Origin of the sequence: Lysinibacillus sp. FN11, assembly GCF_024628845.1 — a bacterium.
GTDB classification, from domain to species: domain Bacteria; phylum Bacillota; class Bacilli; order Bacillales_A; family Planococcaceae; genus Lysinibacillus; species Lysinibacillus capsici.
In genome coordinates, this window is sequence record NZ_CP102383.1 from 2,274,706 (window position 1) to 2,301,362 (window position 26,657).

The window sequence follows — 26,657 nt, forward strand, 5'->3', positions numbered from 1 at the left end:
GCCTAGTACGTCTTTAGCATACTAGGCACGCTATTTTTAACAGTTATTCTAACAAGTCTTTCCCAAACCATTTCATACTTATTTCTTTATACGTTCCATCCTTAACCATCTCTTCAATCGCCTTATTAATCGCTTCTAATAAAACTTCATTATCTTTATTAATCGCCACTGCAATTTCTTCTCTTTTAATGACCTCTCCTAGGGCTTGAATCTTTAATCCGGATTCTTGCATGGCTGAAATACCTACAATTCTATCAGTAATTACTGCATCTAGCCGACCTGGTGGAAGATCTTGTAATGCATAGATTTCACTAGGGAATTCTTTGATTTTATCTGTATATTTCTTCGCATCTTCAACATACGTACTAGCTTGCATAACGCCAATCGTTTTTCCCTTTAAATCTTCTACCGTTTTAATCTCATTATTTTCACTCGAGATAAATACTGTAGCACCTGAAACATAATAAGGGATTGAAAAGTCGACCTGTTTAGACCTTTCCTCGGTAGCTGTCATACTGCCAATAATGGCATCATATTTATTTCCTCGTAACCCTTGAATAATTGTTTCCCATGGATTTGTTACAGGATTTGCTTCTAGCCCAATCCTTTTTGAAATTTCTTTCCCTATCTCAACATCAAAGCCTACTAATTCTTGGTTTTCCTTATAATTTAATGGTTTGAGTAAACCACTCATTGCAAATGTTAACTTGCCATCCTTAACCAATTTCATTTCTGTTGTTACACTTTTATCCTGATCCTCATTTTTTGCATCCGCAGTAGCTGGAACTTGTGTATTTGTTTTATTTTCCGAACATGCCGCCATCAGCGAAATAACCAACACCAATAATAAATAGAATAAATTTTTCTTCATCAAATAACCCCTTCCATTTAATTAAGCTAGCTCTCCACCATCAATAGCAATTGTTTGTCCGGTAATATAAGATGACTCATCCGAAGCAAGGAAAGCATATAATGCTCCGACTTCCTTAGGATCTGCATGTCGTTTCAGAGGGATACCTTCATTTACAACTTCCAACATATCTGGTGTATACTCAGCCATTTGCATAGGGGTTAGTACGTATCCAGGACATATCGTATTAACTCGGATATTTGGAGCAAGCTCCAATGCCATTGTTCGTGCTAAAAGATTAACCCCTGCTTTTGAAGCATTGTAGTCAGCATAGAATGGATGTCCTGTCACTCCATTTGTAGACGCTGTCATAAGTATGACACCCTTGCCCTGCTCCACCATCATTTTTGCGGCTGCTTGTGAAGTATAAAATACACCGTTAAGATTAATGTTTAATACTTTACTCCATTGTTCAGGACTAATATCAAGAAACTTATTGCGAATGCTAATACCTGCATTCGCAATAAAAACATCTACACCACCTAAATCCCTCTTTATATTCTCAAAAACAGCGTTTACATTTTCAGGATTACTAACATCTACTACATAGCCTTTAGCAATTCCGGGATTTTCTTTTATCGACTGTTCAATACCCTCATTATTAATATCTAAAATAGCCACTATAGATTCTTCTTCTATAAAACGTTGTGCGGTGGCTAATCCTATACCACTAGCACCTCCTGTAATAACTACTCTCTTATTTTTTAAACTTCTATGATTGGTTCTCATTCAAACACCCCCTAATGGTTATTAATTAATACATCCTTTTTATTTTTCACCTTTTGTAGATATACCCTCCATGAAATACACCATTTAGAAGGCTCATCTAAATAGTCTGCTTCAATTAACTGATGAATTGTGCTATTTTGCGGTGCTGCTTTAACAATTTCTGGCGTTTCGTACGCTTCTTTAGAAATCTGCTCAAGCGCTTGAATGTATTCATCTAAATCTGCCTTAGAATAAGATTCTGTTGGTTCAAGTGTAAATGGTTGCGGAACAATATACGGATGATGACTAGTCCAGTAATGTAAACCAAAGTCAGTCATTCGGCGCTGTACATCCTCTGTTGTAACACCTGTTTCTTTCTCCAACTGCTCCCAGCTATAACGAACTTGCTCTAATCGTTGCCCTTGTATATATGGCACACTTACACCTCGAATTTTTGATACTTTACTATACAGATAATTGTTATTTAATACGGCTGTTTCTGCCACAGCTTTAAGTCCATCTGTGCCTAATGCCCTAATCCAAGCATAAGAACGCAAAATCGTTTGAGCTACCCCATGGAATGATCGTACTTTTCCAATCGAATGCTCTAATTGATCATTTAACACATATTGGTCTCCCTCTTTTTCAACAATTGGGCCTGGCAAATAAGGCTTTAATTCTTCTGTGACCCCAAGAGCCCCTGTTGCTGGTCCTCCACACATGTGAGGTGCTGCAAATGTTTTGTGTAGATTGAAAAAACACATGTCAAAACCTGCTTCTCTTGCACGTGTGATTCCTAACAGTCCATTGGCATTTGCCTGATCGTAATAACAAATTCCACCAACATCATGCACTATTTTCGTAAATTCTTTAATTTTAGAATTATAAATCCCTGTATCTTCAGGGTTAGCTACAACAAAACCAGCTGTTCTTTCGGATACAACTTCTTTCAATTTATTAATATCCGGAAAACCATTTTTATCTGGATGAATAGTTATTATTTTATAACCTTTGACTACTGCGGTTGCTGCTTGAGAAGGGTGTGAGAAGATGGTTGTAATAATTTCATTACGTTGATCTGCCTCACCTTTTACTTCAAAATATTTGCGCACAATCGATGCCATAGCAAACAGTGCTTGTGTACCCCCACTTGGTTGGAAAGAGAAACAATCCATCCCCGAAATCTCACGCATCGCTAAGTCCAAATTGTGAATGATTTCTAGCATTCCTTGGACAGTACTTCCCTCTTGTAAAGGATGTAATTCCATTATTTTAGGATTACGAATAAGCAATTCATTAATTTTTGGAATATACTTCATCGTACAAGTGCCTTGTCCAATTTCAACATTAAAATCAGAGCCTAATGTTTCTTGCGATAGCCTTACATAATGTCGTAACACACGTGCTTGACCTATTTCTGGTAAATTCGGTTTATTTGTTCTTTTCATTTTCTGAGGTAAGGATGAAATACCATCCCCGACTGCTTCTACAATCTCATTTGAAGGTTGCGGTACTTCTACTCCGACTTCTCCTGATTGATGTAACTCAAAAATGATAGGTTCATTCCATTTAGCTTGATGAAAATCTTTATTTACATTCTCTCTTAGAATCTTATCCACGTTAAAACTCCTTTCTCCCTATTTAATATCCAACAATTGTAGATAAAGCATTGACTAACTTATCAATATCCTCTTTAGTGTGAACTTCAGTTACACAATAAAGTGCTGTTTGACCGTATTCAGGAAATTCCAACGATAAGTCTTTACCACCGAAGATTTTTTGCTCAAGTAACCGTGAATTGATTTCTTCTACTGTTAATCCTGTATCGTTAAAATCTATAATGAACTCTTTGAAAAATGGAGAGGTAATTCTTGAACCCCGAATATTGTTAATAGAATTCAATTGCATTACTGCATACTGACTGTTTTGCATAATGGCTTGACCTAACTCGTACATGCCATTTGGCCCCATTAATGATAAATACACACCTGCTGTAATTCCCCAAAGAGCTGTTTGTGTGCCTACAGACTCCTTACCGTTTTCTCTATCTGCAAAGGACGTACGATCATAGGCAATGTCACCAAAACCATATTCACCTTTCTTTACAGTCGGAATAATACCGAACAATCGTGATGGATATTCATTAACAAATTTTGGATCATTATATGTTGCAATAAATCCAGCTTGCCCTCCACTATAATTCATGTGCATACCTAATGGTTGAAGATCTCCACATACGATATCGGCTCCATATTGACTTGGTGGTGCCAATACCCCTAGGGAACTTGGATCAACTCCTACTATCATAAGTACGTCATATTTTTTAGCAAGTTGTGAAATTTCCTGACCTTGCGACTCGATAAAACCTAAATAGGATGGATTTTCAAAGTAAATAGCTGCAACTTCATTTGACAACTTTTCTTCTAAATCGGCTAAGTCCATTAATCCTGTATTAAGATTGAATTTTATTCCTTCAAATGATAACTGTGGTGTACCATAGTTTGTAATAACTTTTCTGCGTTCGGGAGAAAGTGTATTAGCAAGTAATATTTTCGTACGCTTTGTAATCCGACTCGCCATACGAATCGATGTAGATGCAGCTTGGGCCCAATCGAATGTAGGAACATTCACTACTTCCATATCCACAAGCTCCGCCATTAAGCTTTGATATTCAAATAATGCTTGAAAGCGTCCATGATCCTCATAAGGCTCTCCTGCATAAGCTGTTAAAAACTCTGCACGTTGATTCACTTCATCACATACGGCTGGTATGAAGTGTTGCCAGCAACCAGCTCCTAGAAAATTAATATATTCATTGGTACTTATATTTTTATTTAAAAGACCCTCAATATGGCGTCGTAACTCTAATTCATTTAAAGCTTTTGGAATATTCATGGTACCTTTAAAATGTAAATCCTCTGGAATACACGAATAAAGTTCCTCAACGGATTGAACACCAATTTCATCTAACATTTCTTGCTTTACCTCAGATACCATATTGGGGATATATGGATGGACCTTTTTACTCATTTAATTTGCCTCCCTCTATAATTATTTTTAGGCTAAGCCGCCACCATCAACTGTTAATGTCGTTCCCGTAACCCAAGCAGATAAATTACTTGCCAAGAATAGTACCCCTTTAGCAATATCTTCAGGTGTTCCTAATCTTGCTAACGGTCTATCAACAGCTGAACTACGTAAGAAACTTGATTCATCTATATTTAATTGTTTTGCTTCTCCACGAAGTAATGGCGTATCTGTATCTCCAGGACAAATGCAATTTACGCGAATATTTTCTGGACCATGATCAATAGCCATAGCCTTTGTTAAATTTACAACCCCTGCTTTTGCAGCACAGTAAGATGCAGCTTTGTCTCCACCTTTGATTCCCCACCCAGAACCAGTATTAATGATACTGCCACCATTTCCTCTCATGAGTGGGATTAAGTATTTCGAAAGTAGATAGACCCCTTTTAGAGAAACATTAATAACCGCATCCCAATCCGCTTCCTCTAAATCCACTACCGTTTTTCTACGGATAATGCCTGCATTATTAAAAAGCACATCTACTTTTCCATATCTCTCCTGTATAGAATCAGCCACACTTTTGCAATCTTGTGTATTCGTTACATCACATTTTAAAAACTCAACATCTAAACCAGCTTCTTGAAAGCTTTTTTCTGTATCCTTACCTTTTTGTTGATCAATATCTAAAATCACAGTTTTAGTTCCCAACTCACTTAATAATTTAGCTGTTGCAAGGCCAATCCCTGAGGCACCTCCCGTAATCACAGCCACCTTACCTTCCAATTCAAAATAATCTACCAAATAAATCTTCCTCCTTTCCTTTGCTTACTATATATCTAGCAAAATACGTGCCAAGTGTAGAAACACAAATCCATTTACCATTTTAATCTACAAAATATCAGAAATTTCTGATGTTAAAGGGTTTTCAAAATATGTATCGTAAAAGATTCAGCAATATACTAAATTTCCTTTTGCCATATTTGTCAATTCCGTTGTCACTTTTGTCATTAAAATCAGCCATAAAAAAACACAAATACCTAGGAAGTTCATTTTAAATTCCCCATTAAGGAGGTGAGAAATTTAAAAATCTCTAAAAGCAAGGTATTTGTGTCAAACTTAAACTATAAATTTACACTTTTTAGTTTTCTATAAAGCGTTCTTGTACTTATGCCTAATTCTTCAGCAACACGTTCTTTTCCAGCAGTGTCATTTCCATATATAGAGAGCATTTGGTAAATGACCTCCATTTCTGTATCTTTCAATATATTAGAATTGCTATAAAGATTTTGTGCTTGATTATTCTCGATGATATATTTCGGTAAGCTTTCCCTTGTTAATTGTAAGGAATTCTCCATTACCATACTGTACTCTAATACATTTTCTAACTCTCTTATGTTCCCTGGCCAAGAGTATAATTTCAATTCCTCCAAAAATTCCTTCGAAAAATCTTTAATAAATTTCCCTGTTTTATGCTGAATCTTTTCAAGTAACTTTACAATCAAATATTCTATTTCATCTGTTCTTTCTTTTAAAGGAGGTAATGTTAAAGGGATCACATTTAGTCGATAATATAAATCCGAACGGAACTCACCTTTTCTCACCATATCTTCTAAAGGTTTATTTGTCGCAGCAATAATCCTGACATTTACTTTTCTAGGCTCAATTGCTCCGACTCTATAAATAAGCCCATCTTGCAAAACTGTTAATAGCTTCGCTTGTAAATGTAATGGTAATTCTGTAATTTCATCGAGGAATAAAGTACCTTTATCTGCTACTTCAAAATAGCCCATTTTCCCTTTTCTTCTAGCCCCTGTAAACGCCCCTTCATCATAGCCAAATAACTCGCTTTCAAACAAGTTTTCTGGAATGCTTGCACAATTCAACTCTATAAATTTCCCTTTGTGTGTAATGCTATTTGAATGAATATATTTCGCTAATAAACTTTTCCCTGTTCCCGTCTCTCCTGTTATGACAATTGAAGATGGGCTATTTGCAATACTACTTAACTTACTCTTTATAAGTTGTAAGTGAGGTGCGTTGCCTAATACATATTTCGTATCAAATCCTTTTTTATGTTCAAGCAATAAATAGGATCCTTCGTTGTTCAGGGCATTCATAATCATATCTCCCAACCGAGCTAACCAATACTGATATTCCTTCGGCTCAGATGAAAATTTTTTCTCCCCCTCATCTGTAAAACTGACAAATGTCAAATATCCGAAGTGACGATCTCCTTTTACTAAATTCATTAGCATTTCCACTTTAGATGGACAGTTATTTTGGAACCTACAACCAGAACACACTTTCATTTGACCAGGTTTTTGTAAATATTGAACAGATTTAGAATAATACTTCTGAAAGAACGGAAGGTGTACCTGTATCCCTTTTTGCTTTCTATATTCTTCCGTTGCTATAAAAACTTCACCATTCGAAGTGAAATAGGCCATTTCCAATTGTAATAGTTCACCAAAGGCATCCAGCATAGATTGCACTAATTTTTCGGCATTCAACATGATATTCCCCCCACAAAAATCGAAAAAGTAATATAGCCAATTTGTTTATAGTGAAAATAGCTCGTAATAGTCCATAAAATAGTTAATGGATTAGGTTTTATGAGAATTACACCTTTTACGGAAGTTTAATTATCTTATCTTTTTTAATTCGCCAAAAGTTACATCTTACCTTTATAATTTTCTTCAAGGATTATAGAGCATGAAAAAAGCCATGCAAAATTGAATTGCCCCATAAAAGTTAAACAGAATATCTAACTTTAAATGGGGCATTCCATGACTGGGTAGCTAACATTTATAACTATGTCTATATTCTATATCATCCTCTAAATTAGAAGTTTATCTCATTCAACAACAGCTATTTATCTTTATCTGCTTTCCTACTCATTGTAAGAACTAGTTACCTTTAAGCATTATGTTTTTTCACTAAATATCTGATCCAATATAGACAAAATTTGTAGATTAGATAATAATAACATTACATAGAGAAAATGAGGTGATTCCCTTGAAAATGAATTTAAACGTCTCACAACAAATTACTCAAACGTTGACAACTGAACTCATTCATCAATTGGAACTACTACAATACTCCAGCTCCGAATTAGAACAACATATTTATGAGAAATCAAATGAAAATCCACTCTTAACTGTTATTGAGAAAAACATGAATCACACAAAGGATATTGTAGACCTTGCCACAATGTCTATAAAAGGTATTCAACCTAAGCAAAAGCAACAGTATGATTTCATTCAAACTCGGCTAACACAGCAACATTCATATATTACCCAACTACTCGATCAAATACCTTTACATCTAAGTCTTACACAACATGACAGAGAAATTTTAAAATATTTCATACATAACCTCGATGAACATCTATTTTTAAATGTAGATTTATCCAAAGTTGCTAAATCATTTAACATCTCTTTAGACCATATAAATACACTGTTAGATCTATTACAAACATTCGAACCTCTTGGCGTTGGCGTTAGAAATATGAAAGAATATTTATTAATTCAAATTTACAATGATATAGAGGCCCCACCATTTGCAGCTCCATTCATTCAACATCATTTAGAACAAGTAGCTAATTTATCAATTAAAATGTTAAGTACAACTTACGACATTTCAATAGAAGAAACTCAAAGAACAATACAATATATACGAAACCTAAAACCCATTCCAGCTTCATTGGATAATAATGCTACTAGCGTGTATATTATACCTGATATAATCATTAGCAAATTGAATGGGGAATGGATAATAGAACTAAATAATCGGTTTTTACCTAAAATAGAAATTAATCAAGATTACGTAGATCTATTAAAAGAGTCCGTTGAAGATTATGCCTATTACCAACAATGCATGAACGATATTATAGCTTTAACACAAGGAATAGCTCAACGTGATAAAACTTTATACAGCCTGACACGATTACTGCTTGATTTACAAGCTTCATTCTTTGAACATGGAATAAAAGCCTTATCTCCTATGCGTTTAAAAGATGTTGCACAAGCATTAAATATGCATGAATCCACCATAAGTCGTGCGGTTAAAAATAAATTTATCCGTACAGCACATGGAATCTTTGCACTCCAGTCTTTATTTACAAAAGGAATTATCAACGATTCAGGAAAGCTTGATTCTGTGTCCTATATAAAAAGTCGCATTAAAAAATTGGTAGAAAATGAGAATAGAAAAACTCCTTTATCAGATCAACAACTAACTGAAAAATTAGAAACTGAGGGTATTCGAATTTCACGACGCACAGTTTCAAAATATCGTAAAGAATTGAACATAGCCAATTCATCTAAACGCATTTATTTATAAAAAACTTTATTATCAGTTACTTATTAAGAGGTTAAAGACAAAATAAATACCCTTCATTATGGGATTGACTGTCTCAAAACCGACTGTCAGTTCCCAAATGAAGGGTTTTTTCGATTACTTATAACCAGCCTTTTGTAACACCTGCATGAAATAAAAACGATACGTATTTTTTACAAATGTCTCTAGGGGTAGCCCTACATTCACTTGATATTTTGTAAATATAAAATAAAATCGTTTATCCCACTTTAGGCGTAATAACTCTCCTGCTTCTTCGCCATACTTCATCGTAAATTCTTCCATCAAAGGCTCGATCATCTCATAACAATAATCTTTTAAATGGGCCAGTGCTTCCATATCCTTGTCCCTTTGAAAGCGTATAATCCACTCTACTAATTGCTCATCCATATTCGCATGCCGTCCTTTTAATCAGAGTTTCTTCCTATTAAATTATACTCCTTTTTTGGCGAATCAAAAAAAGAACGATTTTTCCAGTAGATTTCACTCATCAATAGGACGATTCCAACGTAGATGATAGTGAACAGACCTCTTTTTCATTTGTTTGTCCAATACCAGTAATCTATCACCAGCTTGAATAACATAGCTATTCTCTAAAGTCCGTACAGCGGGCTGTTGCTGCTGGGAATTAATGATGCCAATATTGCTTTCCCACAATATTTGATGTTTGTTCATATCATAGAGCAATAACATGTGTTCAGCACTTTCTCGCTGTGTTTGCCTATATGAAACAAGAGCCGTTTTTTCTATGATATCTACATCCACCACTTTTGGTTGTAAATTTTCATAGGCTCGAATGGCTGGCTCAGTTAGGACAGCTTGACTAAAATCTCGAATACCCTGATAATTCTCTACAGGCTGTGGATGTGTGGCAAAATATCCTGGCAACTCTGTCTCGATGAAAAAACGGGCAGATAGGTAATCTTGAGCCTTCGCATCCTCACTTAATGTTTTACCATCAAAGCGATAGAATTTGCCATCGACCCCTTCCAAATATAAATTGTTCTCTAGGACAGCCATTTGATGTGCGTTATTGCTCAATATCGCTATTAATGACGGATGGTGCGTTCGAAAATCTTTTTCAGAAAGTATTTCTTTGCCTGTTTCCATATCTACCAGTGATAATTGACCAAATTCATCATCACGATGATGGACAAGAACACCACCCATAAATTCCCCGAGCAGTGTTTCTTTATAGGAAGCTGATTTTGTCCATTGCTTTTCACCTGTTTGTAAATTCACAGCTACTAGGAGATGGTGGGCGATTACATGTGTAATACCATTCGATGTCCCATTATTTTCTGAGCCTTGCACCATTTGAACAGCAGAAAAAAATATCGTGGGTGAGCCAACCATTTAAACGCCATGAATAGATATATCGTTGTAGAAATTGTTCCACTTCTCTACCCCTCAAACAACGATTAACTAAAATCTGAATAAAGCACATAACGGTCACATTCCAAGCATTGAAATAAATATCCTTGATGATGCCCATTGTTCATTAAGGATGCGGAAAGTTCTTCTTTTGAAAAGCCGGTATAATTATCAAATTGATCCTCAATTCCTAGCTCTACTAAATCACGCCAACCAACATAGCCGATAAACGCACAATAGTCAGAGCAATGTGCCACCCAATTATTGCCCTGCCAGCTTACATAGCCAGGCGTCCGAAAGAGCACTTCCTCCGCAAACTTGGGATTCGTAACCTGTTCATCATCCATTAAGTCTTGCTGGAAAGAACCATCATATTTTTGAGCTGCTTCCCCGCTATGGATGCAGGAAGGACAAAGATAATCTACGTCCTCAATTGCATAAATACCACCAGTATAATAAACATCCACTTCTTGCTCGCAACAATCACATACAACGATTTCATCTGTTTCAAAAATTTCAGCCTCAAGAGGGTTTGGTAGATATTTAAACGTTGGAATTTTCGTTTTAAGTTGCTGATGGTCTCTAATTTTTCTTGGTAGCAGAGGATTCACCGTAATTGGTTTATCTATGTAGGTCTGGAGAACGCCATATTTTTTCAGATCCTTTTTATCGTCTTTATTCATAATGACAGTAAATAACTGATATGCCTCAGGATACATCCTAAGTAAACAGTAAACCTCTACTAATATCCTTAATGTTTCTTCTGTTTGTTGAACCTGCTTTAATTGATCTTTAAAAATATGCATTTGATTAATGGTTATCGGATTGGAAGGATTAAATTTTTGTCTTAGTTCGTGCCATTCTTCCACAATCGTCATAAAAAATAAGCCTCCTTCTCACTTGCTATTTGGCAAATGAATAATCTTTTATCAGTTGGCAGATTTCCACTTTATAGTTTGCGTACCATTTGTCTTTACCCAATTGTTGTGCTGTTAAATGCTTAGCATTGTCTTTCCATGCTTGGATAGCCTCTAGCGATTCCCAATAAGACACTGTTATGCCCTTTCCTTCCTCATTTCTAACACTTTCAACACGAATGAAGCCAGGCTGTTGCTGTGCTAAGGCATCGATTAGGTCAGCCATCTTGCCATAGCCATCCCCATCTTGCTCAGTTCTTTGCGATGTAAAAATCACTGCATAATATGTTTCCATTTATTTCTCCTCCTCCATTACTTTTATTGTAAACCATAATGACTTTGACTAAAATCTAAATATAGGACACTGAAAGGATTGTGACAGAATGGGAATTAATCCAAACATGGCAGAAATAGCGGCACTTCTTGGTGAAACATCAAGGGCAACCATACTTGCTAGTATGATGGACGGTCGTTTTCATACGGCTAGTGAACTAGCTTATATGGCTGCCATCAAACCACAAACTGCTAGCTTTCATCTTGCTAAATTAGTAGAAGGAAAGCTGATAAAAGTTGAAAAACAGGGCCGTCATCGTTATTTTCAATTGGCTGGTGAGGACATTGCTCATTTTTTAGAGTCATTCCTAGCCATCTCTCCACCACCTGAAGTACGTTCATTAAAGCAATCGAGCCAAATCAAGTTATTACAGGATGCTAGAACTTGCTATGATCACCTTGCTGGTAAATTGGGTGTCCAATTAACGGAATCAATGCTGAAGGCAGGCTATCTTACATTGGAGGGTAAACAATTTGTCCTGACAGATGAGGGCACATTATTTTTTACGACATTCGGAATCGATTTAACTGCTTTAAAGAGAAAACGACGATCCTTTTCTCATGCCTGTTTAGATTGGAGTGAACGGCGTTATCATTTAGCTGGTGCATTAGGCTGTGAGCTATTAAATCAATTTTTCAACCTTGGTTGGCTTTTACGCGTTCCCTCTATTCGCGCCATTAAAGTGACGGAGAAAGGGAAAATAGGCTTTAAAGAGATCTTTCATTTAGATTTGTAAAATAGGAAAGGGCACGGAGTTATCTCCTAGCCCTTTTCTCTACTAAAAGTACGGTTTACTAAATAAATGCCCATGATGATGAGTAAGCCGCCAACCATTAGTGATGGTTTTAACGGTTCATCCAATAACACCCAGCCTGTTAATACGCCAAAAAAAGGAGCTAAAAATAAATAGGCACTTGTTTTCCCTGGATCACTATTTTGCAGAAGATAATACCACCCTGCAAATTGAATGATGGAGGAAAAAATACTAAGCCACAATAGAATAAATAACGATTGTGGGTTCACAATAAAAAATGGCTGTTCTAACAATAAACTTCCTATTAATAATAGTAAGCCACCAAACAGCATCTGATAAGCAGATAAAACCCACGTATCAAATAACACGCCCCATTTTTTCACTAACAGGGTGGCAGTAGCCCAAAAAATAGCTGATAGCAAGCCAAAAAGGATTCCTACTTTCAAATCAACTTGTGCCCCCATCGTAATCATCACCCCGATTAAGCCAAATAAAACCCCTATCCATTGATAGAAACGGTAGCGCACTTTCATGAAAATGGTGGCAAAAATCACAACCAGTAATGGGTTTGTAAATGTTAAAATAGAAGACTCACTTGCCGTGATGGTGCGTAGACTTAAAAAAATACACCCCATCACACCTGCCGTTTGAAAGAGCCCGATCATGCATAACTTGAACCACTCCTCCTTGTAATAGGATGGGGTCTCTTCAAGATGATAACAACGATCGCCATGATTATACCAGCCAATATAAAACGAAGTGCAGCCAATAATAAAGGCGAGGCATACGGTAAGCCTAATTTAACAATGGCAAATGATGAACCCATTAAAAAGGTCGTTACTACTAATAAAGCAATAAATTGATAATTTTTCATCCAATAGCTCCTTACCTGATAGAATAATTGTTCTACGTCCATTATAATCAGGAAGTATTTCAATACTCATCGAAGTATGGATTACAACTCGATTGAAAAATTTTATAAGCTTTCCTTAGGAAGAAATTAATGAAAGGAATAGTCTTTAAAAATCTTACCTCCAAAAGCAAAGAGGTAAGATACTATGGATTATTTATTTTGCATAAACGATCTGACGTTGTCTGCGATGTCCTGCGATTTTGTATGGTGTAAGTAATGATCCCCATCCAATGTGATTACTTTGCCATAAACTGAATGTTTGACTTGTTCTTCATGAAGCGGTATCCAGTTCTTTTCAACTCCACCACTTTTTGCTTGGACAAATAAGAGAAGCGGTAAATCTTTAGGGAATGTAAGATTTTTTGCTGCTGTAAAATTTTCGCTTATATATTCTAATTCATTTGAAGTACTTGTATTATAAAAGTTTTTGAGTGTAATCATCCTAATTTGCTCTTTTGTGTCATCATCATACGGAAGACCTGCATAGGGATCATCTGAAAATTTTATAAGAATTCTTGCAATCCCTGATTTTTTTAGAAGTTGTAACTACTTGATTGGAAACTTCGTGTCCATACCATCCTGTGTAGGGACACTGCTATCAATTCCGACAAATCCAGTTACCTCATTCGGATATTTATTAACATAATCGAGTCCATAGATGCCTGCTATCGAATGGCCCATTAGCATATACCGATCAATCTTTAACTCCTGTAAAGCTTCATGAATTTCACTAACAATATTCTCTGTGCTTCGTTCTTTAGCTGTATCCTCACTTAAGCCATAGCCAAATGGCTCTATTGAGACGATCTTATAATAGGGAGCTAGTTCATCTATCAATGGCTTAAAATCAAGCGTCGGTGCTGCAGTCCCAAAGCCTGGTAGTAATACGATGGTTTCAGTACCCTTTCCTTGAATAGTGACATTCATCTTTTCCCCATTAACGGAGACGAGCTGACCATAGGGTTCTATTTTTCCTTGCTCTATTTTGTTGCAAATAATGTTTATTGTAAAAACAATGAGAAGTAACCCCACAATTGATACACCTAGGACTGCCATTGATTTCAGTAAAACACGCATAAATTTTTTCATGTTTAATGCACGAGGGGGATTCACCTTTACTCGTGCCTCCCTCCTTTACTACGATTATTCCAGCTACTTTTGAGCTGTTAGTGTTACTATAAAGGAGAGAGATGTCTTACGCATGACGACAAGATGAACACAAGATGAACAACAAAAAAAATGTTACGACAAACATTCTCTCTTTAATTTAAGGTGATAGGTAATCTGACAATCATTGTCGTCCCGTATCCAAGCTCACTCTCGACTTCAATTTCTCCTCGATGTAGCGAGACGATTTGCTTTACGATAGCAAGCCCCATCCCACTGCCTTCATACTTATGACTATGGGAACGATCAGCCTTGAAAAACCGTTCGAATATACGTTGCTGATTCTCTAAAGAAATCCCCATGCCTCTATCCGCTATTCGGACTGTCACATGATTTGCACTATGCTTCATGCTGATCTCAATCGTATCATTAGCACTTGAAAATTTAATACTATTCGTAAGAATATTTGTCCATACCTGATGTAATTGATCGTAATCAGCCATGAGGCGAACAGCCTTCAACTGAAGCTCAAAATCAATATTACGAGAGGACCATTGAGGCTGGAGGGAGACTATGACACGTCTAATTTGTTCATCTAGACTGAACGTATCGAGAAGCATTGGCTGTGTCTTTGATTCTAGTAAGCTCAGCTTTAAAAGACTATCACTCATCTTAGACATTCGATTGGCCTCTGAAATGATGATATCAAGATAACGGCGTTTCTCGTCATCCGTTACATCGACTTGTTTCAGTGCTAATGCGTAACCAGAAATGGAGGTAAGTGGAGATTGCACCTCATGAGACACATTTGATACAAAATCCCTCCTCATTTGCTCTAGCTGCTGTAACTCCTCCGCCATGTCTTCAAAGCTTTTAGCCAACGTACCTAACTCCCCCGATTGCTTAATATTTAATTCGACATTGAAATCACCACCAGCAATATGTTTAGTTGCTTGTGTTAGTTTTTTGATTGGCTTGACTAAAAACATCGCTGCAACTAAAAACACAACGCTTCCAATAACAAGGGCATAAGTAGCAAAATTCAAAATCAACTTAATGGAAAAAGAGGTTGATGGTAAAGAAATCGTTTGGATAAACATCGCTCTAGTTCCCATTTCTGTTGTTAGAGGTATGCCGACAAATATTGATGAAATACCACTTGGAATTACTTGAATGACCTCTCCATCCAGTACAGCTTGTACTTGTTCCATTGTTACAGGGGCTAACTGATTGCCATGAAGCTTTCCGTAAGACGTAAACTGCCCTGTTTCTTCATAAATGCGAATATGATAGGATTCAAGCTGATGCATATCACGTATAAAACGATCTGCTTCATGATATGGCAATGTGTCAAAAATTTGTACCATGTCTTGTCCAAAATTTAGTAAGGGAATTTGTAAGCTTTCATTTAATTTATCTTTAAATACCCATGTTGCCATGAAAAAAGAGATAACAGTTCCCCCAATGACAGCAACTAGAAAGATTAAAACGACGCGTGTATATAAAGATTTAATCATTCCTCAACCTCAAGCCTATAGCCCAGACCCCTTATTGTATCGATATGAAAATCAGTGATGGTGTTGAAGCGCTCACGCAGGCGCTTAATATGTACATCGATGGTTCGATTATCTCCCACATAATCAATCCCCCAAATTTGGTCGATCAGTTGTTCTCTTGTATAGACTTGTCCAGGTGTTTCTGCAAGCTTATATAATAATTCAAATTCCTTGAGTGGTAGTGAAATAACATTTTTTCCTCTCATAACTTTATAGGTCTGACGGTCCAACGTGACTTGACCAAGTTGAATGGTCTGCGAATGGCCAATTCTGTAGCGCTTTAAAAGTGCCTTTACACGTACAGTTAGCTCTAACGGATCAAATGGCTTTGTTAAATAATCATCCGTTCCAAGCTCAAAGCCCTTCACTTTTTCCCATGTCTCCCCTCTTGCAGTCAGCATCAGTAGAGGAAGATCCGTATTCATTTTGCGGAGCTCCTTACATAGTGTCCAGCCATCCATCGTTGGCATCATAATATCCAGTACAACAAGATCAATAGGTGCTGAGCCGTAGATGGCTAATGCTTCTTTACCATCTCCTGCCTCCATTGTAGTGAACCCGTCTTTGCGCAGAAAAAGGCAAACAAGTTCACGAATGTTCGCATCGTCATCCGCAACAAGTATCGTTGCCATACATTCGTTCCCCTCTTTTCGAATCTATTATTCACCCACATTATACTATATAATTTCTTTACTTCTCCCCTACCACACCTCACGATTAATTGCTGTGTCCTAAAAGTAAAAAACCACTTCCTAAAAAAACATAAAGGAAGTGGTTCTAATCAAGCAATTAGCTTTGCAAACCATGCAACGTAATGAGCCCCTGGAATCAATAATAACTGTGCCACAATGGTTCCTAAAAATCTGGAAAACATCATCATAACAGACATTCTTTTTAGGTCTAGATAGCTTCCTCTCTTATTGATCACATCATCTGCTAGAATGGATATTTTCGGGTCAATAAATAGGATTAATAGTATCGTTGCAATGCCATTAATTAATCCAGATGCCATAACAGCAGTAGTCTTTAATTCTGGTACTAATAATGTGGCATACAATGCAGATAAAACGCCAATCGTATAGATAGCTGTAATGACAATATTGATGACAAATAATTTAATCGGTATATCCTGTAGACGAATGCCTTTTAAATAACTAAAATTTGGTGTATGAATATGCTTAATCCCCCGTCTTACATAGTCAAATGTAAAGCCCTTTTTCAATAAAGACGGGATTGAACCTCTTTCCTCAGCCAAATGAACGATAGCCCTTGAAAAAATGGCTACAAAGGTGGGGATAAGTAAGATTCCTACTATTGTTCCAAGCGAAGCCGCTCCAATAATTAGTCGAAATTGATGCTCTACAAATGTCATCGCATTAACCGTGGGTGCTGTATCAACAAGGCTCCCTGTAAATGGTTGTTGCATCATATTTGCTAACCTCGACACCATGACCATTACATTAAAAAGAGATAAAGCCGATGCTAGTAATTTGACACGTGCTCCTGATAAACGTACGGCATAGGCAAGCGTTTCAATCGCATGAATGATTAAAATAAATAAAGCAATCATGATTAATTTTTCTGTTATTAAATCCACATATGTACCTACTCTTCGCTTTCTAACGATTTAATATTGTAACGCTTATTCAATAAAATAGTTCCAATTGAAAAAATGTGATGTCAACGGTAGAAAATGCAATTTTAAAAGGCGAGGGTTTGATTTCGTTCCGCCAGTGTCCTTTCCAGGGCGTTCGCTCCAGAGGTCTCCTCTGTGACGCTGACTCCTCTCCAATCAACCATTCTACAAAAGTGTCTTTTCCTCTTTCATACTGGCAGTAGTGAGAAGTGATGAGTGACTACCCTCGCCATAAAGAGTAGTGAACACCTTTGTTTTATTCGATAAATTTTTCTAAAGAAGAAACATTTTAATGGGTTGGAGTGGAAGGCTACTTGAATCTTCTGGGATAGCGATACAGGTAAACCTCTAAACGGAGCTGTGTTCGCCAAAGAAGTAACCTGCACGGAAATCCATTTTCACCTTTTACAACAATTCTATTGATGGTTTTGTTTTTCAACACTATGAAAAAACTTACCCTAAGAAAGGGTAAGTTTTTGTTACTTCTATAGTTGCTTTACCAACAATTTTAATCGATCATCCTGTGACATCTCTTCCGTCAGCAGCGTTGCTCCATCCACCCCAAGATAATCATGCGGATTCCACCAAGCACGTAAAGAATCTTCCCCGAAGTCATTCTTTTTAGCGCTAGAATGATGACGAATAACGGTTTCCTCAAAAGATAAATCAAAATAATAAGTATTGGCCTTCTGATCATAGAAGTGGATTAAATCTTTTAACATAGCTCCATAACGACTGGTATGTAATATTCCTTCTACAATGACAACTTCACAACGACCTTTACCATACTCTGCGATTTGACGAATTAATTCAATAGAAAGATTGCCTTCTCGATAAATGCACCTTTAACATATCACGTCGGACAACATCTTGCGCAATCAAAAGGTACCATGTCCAAGATGATGAGATTCCCTTTTTTCTCCTTCTCTTTTTTAGGCTCTTCTAGACCAAATGACAACAGGAATTAATACTAACGACAATAGCCCTCCTGCTAAGGACAACACTGCATAGCTTGAATTCGCTACTACCATACCTGATAGCGCACCACCTGATGCACCTGCCAATGCCACAAAGACATCCATTTTCCCCTGTGTTTTTGCACGGGTAGAAGGCTCCGTCGCATCAACAATTTGAGCAGTTCCACTAATTAAGCCGAAGTTCCAACCTAATCCCAGTAAAGAAAGTGCCACAATGAGTAACACCATGGAATCGCTTGGTGCAAATGCAGCCACTACGCCCGCGAGCAGCAGCGTAATACCTGAAGCAATACTCATTGCCGTACGTCCGATTTTATCAACAAGCATACCTGTGACGAGTGATGGCAGATACATAGCACCTACATGAAACCCTATCACAATACCAACCTCAGCTAATCCATGTCCATGATGTTTCATATGTACAGGTGTCATTGTCATGATGGCCACCATGACAATTTGTGTTAGGACCATAACTGTTGCTCCTACCGCTAGGCCTCTTTTATTGCTTGATATAGGCATGGATGGTGTTTGATTTTCTTTGTTCATTTTTTGCTTATGTGCCTCTATGGCTTTCGCTATTTCTAGAGGGTCAGGACGCAACATAGTAAACAATACAAGCCCCGCCATAATAAAGGCCAAAGCAGATAATAGAAATGGTCCCGCTAGAGCTGGAATACCGATAGACAGGGCCACTTTTCCCATCCATTCTACTAAATTTGGACCTAAAACAGCACCAAACGTGGTCATAAGCATGGTTGTACTGATTGCTGTAGCACGTTGCTTATTATTGGCTAAATCTGTCCCGGCATAGCGTGCCTGTAAATTAGTTGCCGTACCAGCTCCATAGATTAATAAAGAGGCAAACAATAACACAATACTATTTATTAAAGTAGCAAGGACTACACCTATTGCACCGAGTCCACCCACTATAAAACCCGTTGATAAGCCTATGCGGCGACCATAACGTTGTGATAGTTTTCCTACAATGAAAGCTGCAACCGCAGAGCCTAATGTAAATAATGCAGAGGGTACACCCGCATAGGCATCCGTTCCAAGCATTTGTTGTGCCAGTAGAGCGCCTACAGTAATACCCGCTGCAAGTCCAGCTCCACCAAAAATTTGGGATAAGCTAACAACTATCAATACACGCCTATATAGGTTTTTTAGTTTTTCTGGTGACTCAATATAGGACGCAATTGATTCTTGAGATTTTTCAACCATTTTTCAACCTTCTTTCCATTAATCTTTATCAGAGCTACAAACACTTCATTTATTTTCAGTTAAACTTTGCCATTCTAAAACGCCCTCTTCTAATCGAAAAGCATTCATGCCTTTTGCTTTCAACATTTTTACAGCTTGTGCTGACAATAAGCAGTAGGGGCCTCTACAATAAGCCACAATGTCAAAATGAGTTGGCAATGAAGATAGTTGTTTCTCTAACTCTTCAATTGGAATCGAAACAGCTCCAGGAATATGTGCTTTTTCAAACTCTTCTTTTGGACGAACATCTAGTAATAAAACCTCCCCTTTTCCATTCGAGTAATAAGCTCGGTAAGTGTTACTCCCTCTATACCAAGGTGCTCATTAAAAAATGCTTCTTTTATTTGCTGAACCTGAATCAATTGCTTTTCAGATAATGCATGTAATGTCGTTAAAAAATCAGAAATCACATCATCTGCTAATTCATAAATAACAAAATTACCTTCTTTTGTGAATTTTACTAATCGGGCGTTCAAAAGTGTTTGTAAATGTTGAGATACATTCGCAACTGACATGTCGGTGTTCTTGGCTAATGCCTCAACAGACTTCGGACCTTGAGAAAGTATATCAAGAATCTCCAATCGCTTAGGACTAGATAAACTTTTTCCTATCCTAGCGAATTCTTGATATAACAAATCCTTTAAATTACGCTCATTCATTAATACTAACCCCCTTACAACTATTCAATTAATTTATTGAATAGTTGAATGATAATGTTTTATTTTACCATTGTCAATCGATTGATACACATCTACATTTTTATGCACAAATAAAACATGCTTCCAAAGAAACATGTTCTACCTTTTTAATTGATTGAATGTGCATGCATAACGACTTTCTTTTTCTTAGCGTAAAATAAGAAAGTAGTGGTTAAACTTAAGCTTATGATTCCGAAAACAAGTCCCATACCACTTAAACCAATTAAATCTAGCATCATGCCTGTCGATAAAAGCACGACTTGAAAGACGACTGAATCAATCATGTTGCGGAATGAGAAAAAGCGTCCATGGAACTGTTTGGGTACTTGCTTTTGGAAGATTACCATTGTTGTTGGGAAAAAACAGCCAACTGAAAAGCCAAAAACGCCAAATGCCACTAAAGCGAAAAATGGAATATCTGCCAGTAATAATAGTAGCTCCATTGAGCCGATAATAAAGGCTAATGAAAAAAGCAGAGTACCCATTTGTACACGGTCAGCAATCATTTTTAAACCAGCTGCACCAAGCATAAATCCGAGACCTTCCACCGTATACAATAATCCTGAAATTGTGGTAGATTGATGAATTTCAGCTATTTTCATAATTACTAAATTAAAAGAGCCTAAAAATAATGTAGGTATTAACATTAAGACAAGGGTCATCAAGACGACTGGATGCTCTTTGACCATCGGTAACACTTCTTTAAAATTCCCTTTTTCTTTGTTTGTCATCGTTTCAGTAGATGCTTCATCCAATTGCAATAGACTAGTAATGACAAACATACCTAAATAGACAATAAATGAAATAATATATAACCATTTTAACTCAAAAAAACTGAGCATAAATCCGGCAGCGGCTGTACCAACGATCCTTGAAATGGTTCTCGCATTCATTTGCCAAGCATTTAATGTAATTAAATCCTGTTCCTTCGCAATCATGGGAATAATAGATTGCAAGGCAGGCATATAAAATGCTGCTGCTATTTGCAGTGTGATTAAAAATAGAATCATCCAAATGACAGAATTAGTATAAAGTGCGATAAACATAAATAAAACACTGATGATGCGTCCGATACTGGCCAACTGGACAACCGTTTTTTTCTTCGATTGGTCAATGATACGCCCTGCCATTGGACCAACGACTAAGCCTGCTAAAATACCACAAGAAATAATTAATGATTTGTGAAAGTCAGAAGGTACTACCTCTTGCATAAAGGCTAAATTGCCAATAATGCCAGCCCATAAGCCGAGACCTACGACAAATTCACCTAATAAAATAATCCATACGTTTCGATTTCTCCACATGCTGTTCTCCTTGTTGCTATCATAAAATTTATCGTAACAAAATTTTAAATATTCGTACATAAAAATATAGAAAAATTTGCTAGATGCTATGCTATGCTACACTTTCTCTTTCTAGTTTATCTTAACGAGTATACTATTTTTCCTAGAAGGAGTACTCATTCAAAAGTTTGAACTTGCCCCCAATAGAAAAAACATCGTTTGATGAGCGTATCAAACGATGTTTTTCGTTAAGAGGTTTCTAGTTTATGAACAAGTGCTTTCTTTCTACGCTCAACGATTTTTTGACAGATGAACGTCATGCAAAAAATGAAGCCGACTGTTGTCGCCATCATACCTGCTATAGAGGTATCCCAGAATTTCGCTAAATAATAGCCAATGACGGAAGCAGCAGCTCCAAAGAGCATACTATAGACAAACATTTGCTTAATCGTCTTGCTGATTAAATAGGAAGTTGCAGCTGGTCCAATTAACATGGCAACCACTAAAATGGCCCCTACACTATCAAAAGCTGCCACTGTTGTAAACGAAATCGATGTCATAAAGCCATAATGAAGAAAGACAACGGGAATTCCAATGGTTGCTGCATAAACAGGGTCAAACGTCGCAAGCTTCATTTCTTTAAAGAAAAGAAGTAGGAACCCAATATTAATGACGAGGACGAGCAAGAGCATCCATACTGCCTTAGGCATTGCTAGCCCAAGCAATGTCCATTTATCCCAAGGAACAAAAGCAATTTCTCCCATTAAAACATGCTCAACATCTAAGTGCACATTGCCTGCAAATAAGGTGATAAGGAGAACACCTGCTGCAAACAGAGATGTAAACACTACGCCTATCGCTGCGTCTTCTTGAATACCAGAAGAATGTAATAATTGCACAAGATAGGCTGTTAAAATTCCTGCAAACGCAGCACCTACCAACATCCAAAAACCATTCAACGTTTGGGTAATAAGGTAAGCCATCACAATGCCAAAGAGCACTGTATGACTGATCGCATCTGCAATCATGGACATTCTACGCAAGATGAGGAAGACACCTGCAATTCCACAAGTTATCCCAACTAACAGTCCCGTGAATACAACCCAAAATTCAATCATCTTACATCACCCTGCTTTCGAAATTGCATTTTCCTACGATATTTACTAATTTGACCAGTTGGACTTATAAAATACGAAATAAAGAATATACCTGCTGTCACTAAGACAATTATCGGACCCGTCGATAACCCTGTTCGAATTGCACTAATAAAGGTTCCTGTTATGCCAGCGATACCTCCAATCGCAGCACTTAAAATGAGCATTGTGCTCAATTTTTTTGTCCATAGCTTGGCACTGGCAGCAGGAATAATTAATAGAGCTGACATTAAAATAACGCCAACAGCTTGTATACCTGTAACAATTGTCATAACAATTAAAACCGTTAATGTTGCCTTTAAAGCCTCTATCGGTAAGCCAATCCCTTTTGCATAAACAGGATCAAAGATCAGTAGCTTCCATTCCTTATAAAGCAAGAGACTAACTACAATAATGATGGTTGCACTAATAAAGAGCCACATTAAATCTGCCTTGGTCATCGTCGCTGCTTTACCGAAGATAAAATTATTCAGACCGCTCTGATTCCCCAGTGGGCTACGGTTGACCACTGTTAAAAATACAACACCCACACCAAAAAATACAGTGAGGACTAATCCAATGGCAGCGTCAGCCTTCATTTTTGAAAATGACACAATCCATTGAATACAATACACAGATAATGCAGATGTAATGCCCGCTCCTAGCATTAAAATCGGCAATTCCTTTTGACCTGTTAGCAGGAACGCAAGGGCAATGCCTGGTAATGCTGCATGCGCAGCAGCATCCCCAACTAGACTTTGTTTTTGTAAGAAGGAGAACGTGCCTGTGATACCTGCTGCAATGCCAAGTAACATCGTTCCACTCAGTACCCACAATAAGTTACCGCTTAACATTATGTCCCTCCTTACACATGCTGCATCATGAAAAGTTTACCACCATATGTTTTTTGTAATTGCTCTGGTGTAAAAACATCTTCTGTTGCGCCTGATGCTAAAATCGTTTTGTTTAATAGAATCGTATAGTCAAAATATTCTTTAACGGTTTGAAGATCGTGATGCACAACAAAAATACTTTTTCCCTGTGCCTTTAAATCCTTTAAAATATCAATAATCGTTTTTTCTGTCGCAGCATCTACTCCTGCAAATGGTTCATCTAAAAAATAGATATCTGCATTTTGTGCAAGGGCTCTAGCCAGGAATACACGCTGTTGCTGACCTCCTGAAAGCTGCCCGATGGAACGCTCTGCAAAATCCTGCATCCCAACACTTGCTAAAGCTTGTCGAGCAACAATTTTATCCTGCCTAGACGGTCTTTTAAATAAACCTGTATGGCCATAACGCCCCATGAGCACCACATCCAACGCATTTGTTGGGAAATCCCAATCCACCGCATTACGCTGAGGAACATAGCCTACTACTAAACTCTTTGGTTCAAACACCTTCCCTAAAATTTCTACCTTTCCTACTTTATTGGGAAGCTGATTTAAAATGGCCTTTAAAAATGTGGATTTCCCTGCACCATTTGGGCCAATAATGGCAGCTAGATGACCTGTAGGCACTGTTACACAGGCATTTTCTAATACTGTTTTTTTATCATACGCCACCGATAGATTTTCCACTGTTAATGCATACATATTCTTCACCTACTTTAATGCATCGACGATCGTGTCGATGTTATGTTGATACATACCTACATACGTACCTTCTGTTGTTCCTTCAGCTCCCATAGCATCGGAGAATAATTCTCCACCGATGACAATGTCGTGGCCTTTCTCCTTAGCCCCTTCAATAACAGCTTTCATCGCCTTATCGGACACACTGGATTCTATAAAAAGAGCCTTAATCTTATTTTCTACTAAGAAATCAACCATCTCCTGAACATCTTTCACTCCATACTCTGAATCCGTACTCAGCCCTTGCAAGCCACGTACTTCAAATGCCTGACTTCTGCCAAAATAATTGAATGCATCATGAGCGGTTACTAATATTCTTTGTTGCTGTGGTATTTCATTCACCCGCTTTTCTGCGTAGCTTTGTAAATCATCCAGCTTTTTCAAGTAAGCTGCTTCATTTGTTTGAAAATCTGCTTTAAATTCAGGGTATTCTTCCTGAAGCTGCGTACTGATTGCCTTGACAACACCTTTCCAAAGCTCAATATCAAACCAAATATGTGGATCATGGAGCATGGCATCCGTATCACTGGCAAGCAGTTGTTTTTCATCTAATGTCTCGCCCACTGCCAAGACCGTTTTATCCTTCGCCATTTGTTCAAATATATCGAGCATTTGTCCTTCTAAATGTAAGCCATTATAAAAAATGACTTCTGCTTTATCCAATTTTGATAAATCACTTTGAGTCGCCTTGTAGAGATGGGGATCTACACCTGGACCCATTAATGCTGATACCTGTAAATGATCACCACTGATTTCTTTTATCGCATCTGCAATTTGTCCAGTGGTTGCAACCACAATACCTTCTTTTTCACCCTCTGTTTCTGCTGAACAGCCTAATAATAGAAATGAGAGTGATAATACCATCACACCTAACCATTGTTTCATTTTCCTACCTCGACTTTCTCTTTTTTAAGCAATTGTTTGAAAAAAGTGCCTAAACAACGAAGTAACCAATCGGCGGACAAGCCGTAAATTGTTTGTCATGCCCGCCCCTAGTAGTATTCAACTTCAATCTCCTAACTTTTTCCATACAATACCTTAATTTATATTCATTTTCCTGATAAGCTGGCGCCAGCTCATCCAGAAAAGTATTAACATCATACCTGCGCCTACTGAATCGGTCAGTTTCCATACGATTGCTAAAATAATTAAAATGGCCATTGGAAGAATCGTCAGCTTGAAATCACCTAAATCTTTCATTCACGCACTCTTCTTTCTTTGGAGATATTTTGTTTCCCTTAGGAAAAATATATGCTTAATACAAAGAAAATTCAACTACTTTATGAAAATTTCTTTTAAAAAATTTTTTTCTTACACAAAAATTAGCTTAGCCCAAACAAAAAAATCCCTAATGCAGACATTAGAGATTCTTTTATAAAAATACATATATTTATTTTAATATACTTTCATTCTTCTTTTTCCAGCGGCTTTCCTATAAATTCAAATGCATAAATATGTGTTTTCGTTAATTCAATAATGTCCTTGATTAAAGCTTCTTCTGATTTTTCATAACCGCTTGCAATCCATTGCATCATCAATCCATAAAAGCCGTAGGAAGTATAATGCTTGAACATGTTCATGTTGACAGGCTGCTGATTGATCGTCTCAAATTTAAATTGCTCTTGATAAATTTTTGTAATCGTTAAGGGCATACGGGTGTGCAACCCAGGAATCGTATCTTCCACATTCAGCAGCTCGAAAAACTGACGGTGCTTATAAATGTAATGAATAATATTAAAGGATGGTGCTTTCAATTTTGTCGTATATACCTTTTCACCATATAGATAGGGTTCACCTACTGCCACTTCCAGACCACTCAGCATTTGTTCTAGTAAATTCTCTGCTAGTTCAAATTTATCTTGAAAATGCACATAAAAGGTACTACGGTTATAGCCCGCTCGTTCTACAATATCCTTCACTGTAATGGCTTGAAAACCATGCTGTTTCATTAACTCGACAAACGCTTCATAAAAATGACGGCGGGTTCTTTCTTGTCTTTGTGTCCATTTTGGCAATTTTACTTCCCCCTTTTAGACATTTCAGGCACATATGTCTACTAGTTAGATATTTACTACGACATT

General features: G+C 37.2%; 24 protein-coding genes and 3 pseudogenes. 2 read left to right on the plus strand and 25 right to left on the minus strand.

Annotated features, from left to right (window positions below; translation table 11 throughout):
• Positions 1-43 precede the first annotated feature (43 nt).
• The 6 genes from NP781_RS12315 to NP781_RS12340 all read right to left on the minus strand — a co-directional run bounded on the left by NP781_RS12315 (position 44) and on the right by NP781_RS12340 (position 7,158).
• On the minus strand, positions 44-871 hold the full coding sequence (locus NP781_RS12315) for an ABC transporter substrate-binding protein (RefSeq protein ID WP_221680318.1): 828 nt from the start codon (positions 869-871) through the stop codon (positions 44-46).
• A 21-nt stretch (positions 872-892) separates the two neighbouring features.
• Positions 893-1,639, minus strand: coding sequence for an SDR family NAD(P)-dependent oxidoreductase (locus NP781_RS12320; RefSeq protein WP_221680317.1), 747 nt, complete (start codon positions 1,637-1,639; stop codon positions 893-895).
• 11 nt (positions 1,640-1,650) lie between these two features.
• Positions 1,651-3,237 (minus strand): aminomethyl-transferring glycine dehydrogenase subunit GcvPB, encoded by a 1,587-nt coding sequence (gcvPB, locus tag NP781_RS12325; RefSeq protein WP_221680316.1) that lies wholly within the window; start codon positions 3,235-3,237, stop codon positions 1,651-1,653.
• Between the two features lie 22 nt (positions 3,238-3,259).
• Positions 3,260-4,648: an aminomethyl-transferring glycine dehydrogenase subunit GcvPA gene (gene gcvPA, locus NP781_RS12330; protein ID WP_221680315.1), complete on the minus strand. Its 1,389-nt coding sequence runs from the start codon at positions 4,646-4,648 to the stop codon at positions 3,260-3,262.
• A 27-nt stretch (positions 4,649-4,675) separates the two neighbouring features.
• Entirely contained in the window at positions 4,676-5,446 is a 771-nt protein-coding gene (locus tag NP781_RS12335; RefSeq protein ID WP_048392439.1) for an SDR family NAD(P)-dependent oxidoreductase, read from the minus strand.
• Between the two features lie 320 nt (positions 5,447-5,766).
• Positions 5,767-7,158, minus strand: a complete 1,392-nt coding sequence (locus NP781_RS12340) for a sigma-54 interaction domain-containing protein (protein WP_257522419.1) — start codon at positions 7,156-7,158, stop codon at positions 5,767-5,769.
• A gap of 508 nt (positions 7,159-7,666) precedes the next feature.
• Between NP781_RS12340 and rpoN the strand changes: the two genes are divergently transcribed.
• Positions 7,667-8,986 carry an RNA polymerase factor sigma-54 gene (gene rpoN, locus NP781_RS12345; protein ID WP_257522534.1) on the plus strand — a complete coding sequence of 440 codons (1,320 nt, stop codon included), beginning with the start codon at positions 7,667-7,669 and terminating at the stop codon, positions 8,984-8,986.
• A gap of 114 nt (positions 8,987-9,100) precedes the next feature.
• Here rpoN and NP781_RS12350 read toward each other — a convergent pair whose 3' ends face one another.
• The 4 genes from NP781_RS12350 to NP781_RS12365 form a co-directional block, all read right to left on the minus strand.
• A complete protein-coding gene (locus NP781_RS12350; RefSeq protein ID WP_221680311.1) occupies positions 9,101-9,391 on the minus strand; it encodes a hypothetical protein in 291 nt (96 codons plus the stop codon).
• A gap of 93 nt (positions 9,392-9,484) precedes the next feature.
• Positions 9,485-10,357 (minus strand): PA2928 family protein, encoded by an 873-nt coding sequence (locus NP781_RS12355; RefSeq protein ID WP_257522420.1) that lies wholly within the window; start codon positions 10,355-10,357, stop codon positions 9,485-9,487.
• A 65-nt stretch (positions 10,358-10,422) separates the two neighbouring features.
• The gene (locus NP781_RS12360) at positions 10,423-11,253 is read right to left on the minus strand and encodes a CbrC family protein (RefSeq protein ID WP_221680309.1); all 831 of its coding nucleotides are present in this window, start codon (positions 11,251-11,253) and stop codon (positions 10,423-10,425) included.
• A gap of 25 nt (positions 11,254-11,278) precedes the next feature.
• Positions 11,279-11,587 carry an antibiotic biosynthesis monooxygenase family protein gene (locus NP781_RS12365; RefSeq protein WP_257522421.1) on the minus strand — a complete coding sequence of 103 codons (309 nt, stop codon included), beginning with the start codon at positions 11,585-11,587 and terminating at the stop codon, positions 11,279-11,281.
• An 88-nt stretch (positions 11,588-11,675) separates the two neighbouring features.
• Between NP781_RS12365 and NP781_RS12370 the strand changes: the two genes are divergently transcribed.
• Positions 11,676-12,362 carry an ArsR/SmtB family transcription factor gene (locus NP781_RS12370; RefSeq protein WP_202341089.1) on the plus strand — a complete coding sequence of 229 codons (687 nt, stop codon included), beginning with the start codon at positions 11,676-11,678 and terminating at the stop codon, positions 12,360-12,362.
• 26 nt (positions 12,363-12,388) lie between these two features.
• Here the strand turns inward: NP781_RS12370 and NP781_RS12375 are convergent.
• The 15 genes and pseudogenes from NP781_RS12375 to NP781_RS12445 form a co-directional block, all read right to left on the minus strand.
• A pseudogene (locus NP781_RS12375) lies at positions 12,389-13,254 on the minus strand (DMT family transporter).
• Positions 13,255-13,443: 189 nt separating this feature from the next.
• Positions 13,444-14,382, minus strand: a pseudogene (locus NP781_RS12380) (alpha/beta fold hydrolase).
• Between the two features lie 173 nt (positions 14,383-14,555).
• Positions 14,556-15,917 (minus strand): sensor histidine kinase, encoded by a 1,362-nt coding sequence (locus tag NP781_RS12385; protein ID WP_257522422.1) that lies wholly within the window; start codon positions 15,915-15,917, stop codon positions 14,556-14,558.
• Positions 15,914-16,588, minus strand: a complete 675-nt coding sequence (locus NP781_RS12390) for a response regulator transcription factor (RefSeq protein ID WP_257522423.1) — start codon at positions 16,586-16,588, stop codon at positions 15,914-15,916. Before NP781_RS12390 ends, NP781_RS12385 begins: the two co-directional genes overlap by 4 nt.
• Before the next feature lie 149 nt (positions 16,589-16,737).
• Positions 16,738-17,526, minus strand: coding sequence for a lipid II flippase Amj family protein (locus NP781_RS12395; protein WP_255600892.1), 789 nt, complete (start codon positions 17,524-17,526; stop codon positions 16,738-16,740).
• 551 nt (positions 17,527-18,077) lie between these two features.
• Positions 18,078-18,314, minus strand: coding sequence for a P-loop NTPase family protein (locus NP781_RS12400; protein ID WP_257522424.1), 237 nt, complete (start codon positions 18,312-18,314; stop codon positions 18,078-18,080).
• Positions 18,315-18,524: 210 nt separating this feature from the next.
• Positions 18,525-19,790 (minus strand): MFS transporter, encoded by a 1,266-nt coding sequence (locus NP781_RS12405; protein ID WP_221680303.1) that lies wholly within the window; start codon positions 19,788-19,790, stop codon positions 18,525-18,527.
• 45 nt (positions 19,791-19,835) lie between these two features.
• Positions 19,836-20,488: pseudogene (locus tag NP781_RS12410) on the minus strand (ArsR/SmtB family transcription factor).
• Between the two features lie 146 nt (positions 20,489-20,634).
• Positions 20,635-21,831 (minus strand): MFS transporter, encoded by a 1,197-nt coding sequence (locus NP781_RS12415; protein WP_221680301.1) that lies wholly within the window; start codon positions 21,829-21,831, stop codon positions 20,635-20,637.
• Positions 21,832-22,058: 227 nt separating this feature from the next.
• Entirely contained in the window at positions 22,059-22,928 is an 870-nt protein-coding gene (locus NP781_RS12420) for a metal ABC transporter permease (protein ID WP_221680300.1), read from the minus strand.
• On the minus strand, positions 22,925-23,797 hold the full coding sequence (locus tag NP781_RS12425) for a metal ABC transporter permease (protein WP_257522425.1): 873 nt from the start codon (positions 23,795-23,797) through the stop codon (positions 22,925-22,927). Before NP781_RS12425 ends, NP781_RS12420 begins: the two co-directional genes overlap by 4 nt.
• Before the next feature lie 11 nt (positions 23,798-23,808).
• Entirely contained in the window at positions 23,809-24,537 is a 729-nt protein-coding gene (locus NP781_RS12430) for a metal ABC transporter ATP-binding protein (protein WP_004230653.1), read from the minus strand.
• A 9-nt stretch (positions 24,538-24,546) separates the two neighbouring features.
• On the minus strand, positions 24,547-25,461 hold the full coding sequence (locus NP781_RS12435; RefSeq protein ID WP_221680299.1) for a metal ABC transporter solute-binding protein, Zn/Mn family: 915 nt from the start codon (positions 25,459-25,461) through the stop codon (positions 24,547-24,549).
• Positions 25,462-25,614: 153 nt separating this feature from the next.
• Positions 25,615-25,776 carry a hypothetical protein gene (locus NP781_RS12440; RefSeq protein ID WP_004230657.1) on the minus strand — a complete coding sequence of 54 codons (162 nt, stop codon included), beginning with the start codon at positions 25,774-25,776 and terminating at the stop codon, positions 25,615-25,617.
• Positions 25,777-25,982: 206 nt separating this feature from the next.
• A complete protein-coding gene (locus NP781_RS12445) occupies positions 25,983-26,591 on the minus strand; it encodes a TetR/AcrR family transcriptional regulator (RefSeq protein ID WP_221680298.1) in 609 nt (202 codons plus the stop codon).
• Positions 26,592-26,657: the final 66 nt, after the last annotated feature.

Coding starts and splice junctions, on each gene's coding strand:
- NP781_RS12315 (WP_221680318.1), bottom strand. CDS start 871: ATGAAGAAAAATTTATTCTATTTATTATTGGTGTTGGTTATTTCGCTG.
- NP781_RS12320 (WP_221680317.1), bottom strand. CDS start 1,639: ATGAGAACCAATCATAGAAGTTTAAAAAATAAGAGAGTAGTTATTACA.
- gcvPA (WP_221680315.1), bottom strand. CDS start 4,648: ATGAGTAAAAAGGTCCATCCATATATCCCCAATATGGTATCTGAGGTA.
- NP781_RS12340 (WP_257522419.1), bottom strand. CDS start 7,158: ATGTTGAATGCCGAAAAATTAGTGCAATCTATGCTGGATGCCTTTGGT.
- rpoN (WP_257522534.1), top strand. CDS start 7,667: ATGAATTTAAACGTCTCACAACAAATTACTCAAACGTTGACAACTGAA.
- NP781_RS12350 (WP_221680311.1), bottom strand. CDS start 9,391: ATGGATGAGCAATTAGTAGAGTGGATTATACGCTTTCAAAGGGACAAG.
- NP781_RS12355 (WP_257522420.1), bottom strand. CDS start 10,357: ATGGTTGGCTCACCCACGATATTTTTTTCTGCTGTTCAAATGGTGCAA.
- NP781_RS12360 (WP_221680309.1), bottom strand. CDS start 11,253: ATGACGATTGTGGAAGAATGGCACGAACTAAGACAAAAATTTAATCCT.
- NP781_RS12365 (WP_257522421.1), bottom strand. CDS start 11,587: ATGGAAACATATTATGCAGTGATTTTTACATCGCAAAGAACTGAGCAA.
- NP781_RS12370 (WP_202341089.1), top strand. CDS start 11,676: ATGGGAATTAATCCAAACATGGCAGAAATAGCGGCACTTCTTGGTGAA.
- NP781_RS12385 (WP_257522422.1), bottom strand. CDS start 15,917: ATGATTAAATCTTTATATACACGCGTCGTTTTAATCTTTCTAGTTGCT.
- NP781_RS12390 (WP_257522423.1), bottom strand. CDS start 16,588: ATGGCAACGATACTTGTTGCGGATGACGATGCGAACATTCGTGAACTT.
- NP781_RS12395 (WP_255600892.1), bottom strand. CDS start 17,526: ATGATTGCTTTATTTATTTTAATCATTCATGCGATTGAAACGCTTGCC.
- NP781_RS12400 (WP_257522424.1), bottom strand. CDS start 18,314: ATGTTAAAAGATTTAATCCACTTCTATGATCAGAAGGCCAATACTTAT.
- NP781_RS12405 (WP_221680303.1), bottom strand. CDS start 19,790: ATGGTTGAAAAATCTCAAGAATCAATTGCGTCCTATATTGAGTCACCA.
- NP781_RS12415 (WP_221680301.1), bottom strand. CDS start 21,831: ATGTGGAGAAATCGAAACGTATGGATTATTTTATTAGGTGAATTTGTC.
- NP781_RS12420 (WP_221680300.1), bottom strand. CDS start 22,928: ATGATTGAATTTTGGGTTGTATTCACGGGACTGTTAGTTGGGATAACT.
- NP781_RS12425 (WP_257522425.1), bottom strand. CDS start 23,797: ATGTTAAGCGGTAACTTATTGTGGGTACTGAGTGGAACGATGTTACTT.
- NP781_RS12430 (WP_004230653.1), bottom strand. CDS start 24,537: ATGTATGCATTAACAGTGGAAAATCTATCGGTGGCGTATGATAAAAAA.
- NP781_RS12435 (WP_221680299.1), bottom strand. CDS start 25,461: ATGAAACAATGGTTAGGTGTGATGGTATTATCACTCTCATTTCTATTA.
- NP781_RS12440 (WP_004230657.1), bottom strand. CDS start 25,776: ATGAAAGATTTAGGTGATTTCAAGCTGACGATTCTTCCAATGGCCATT.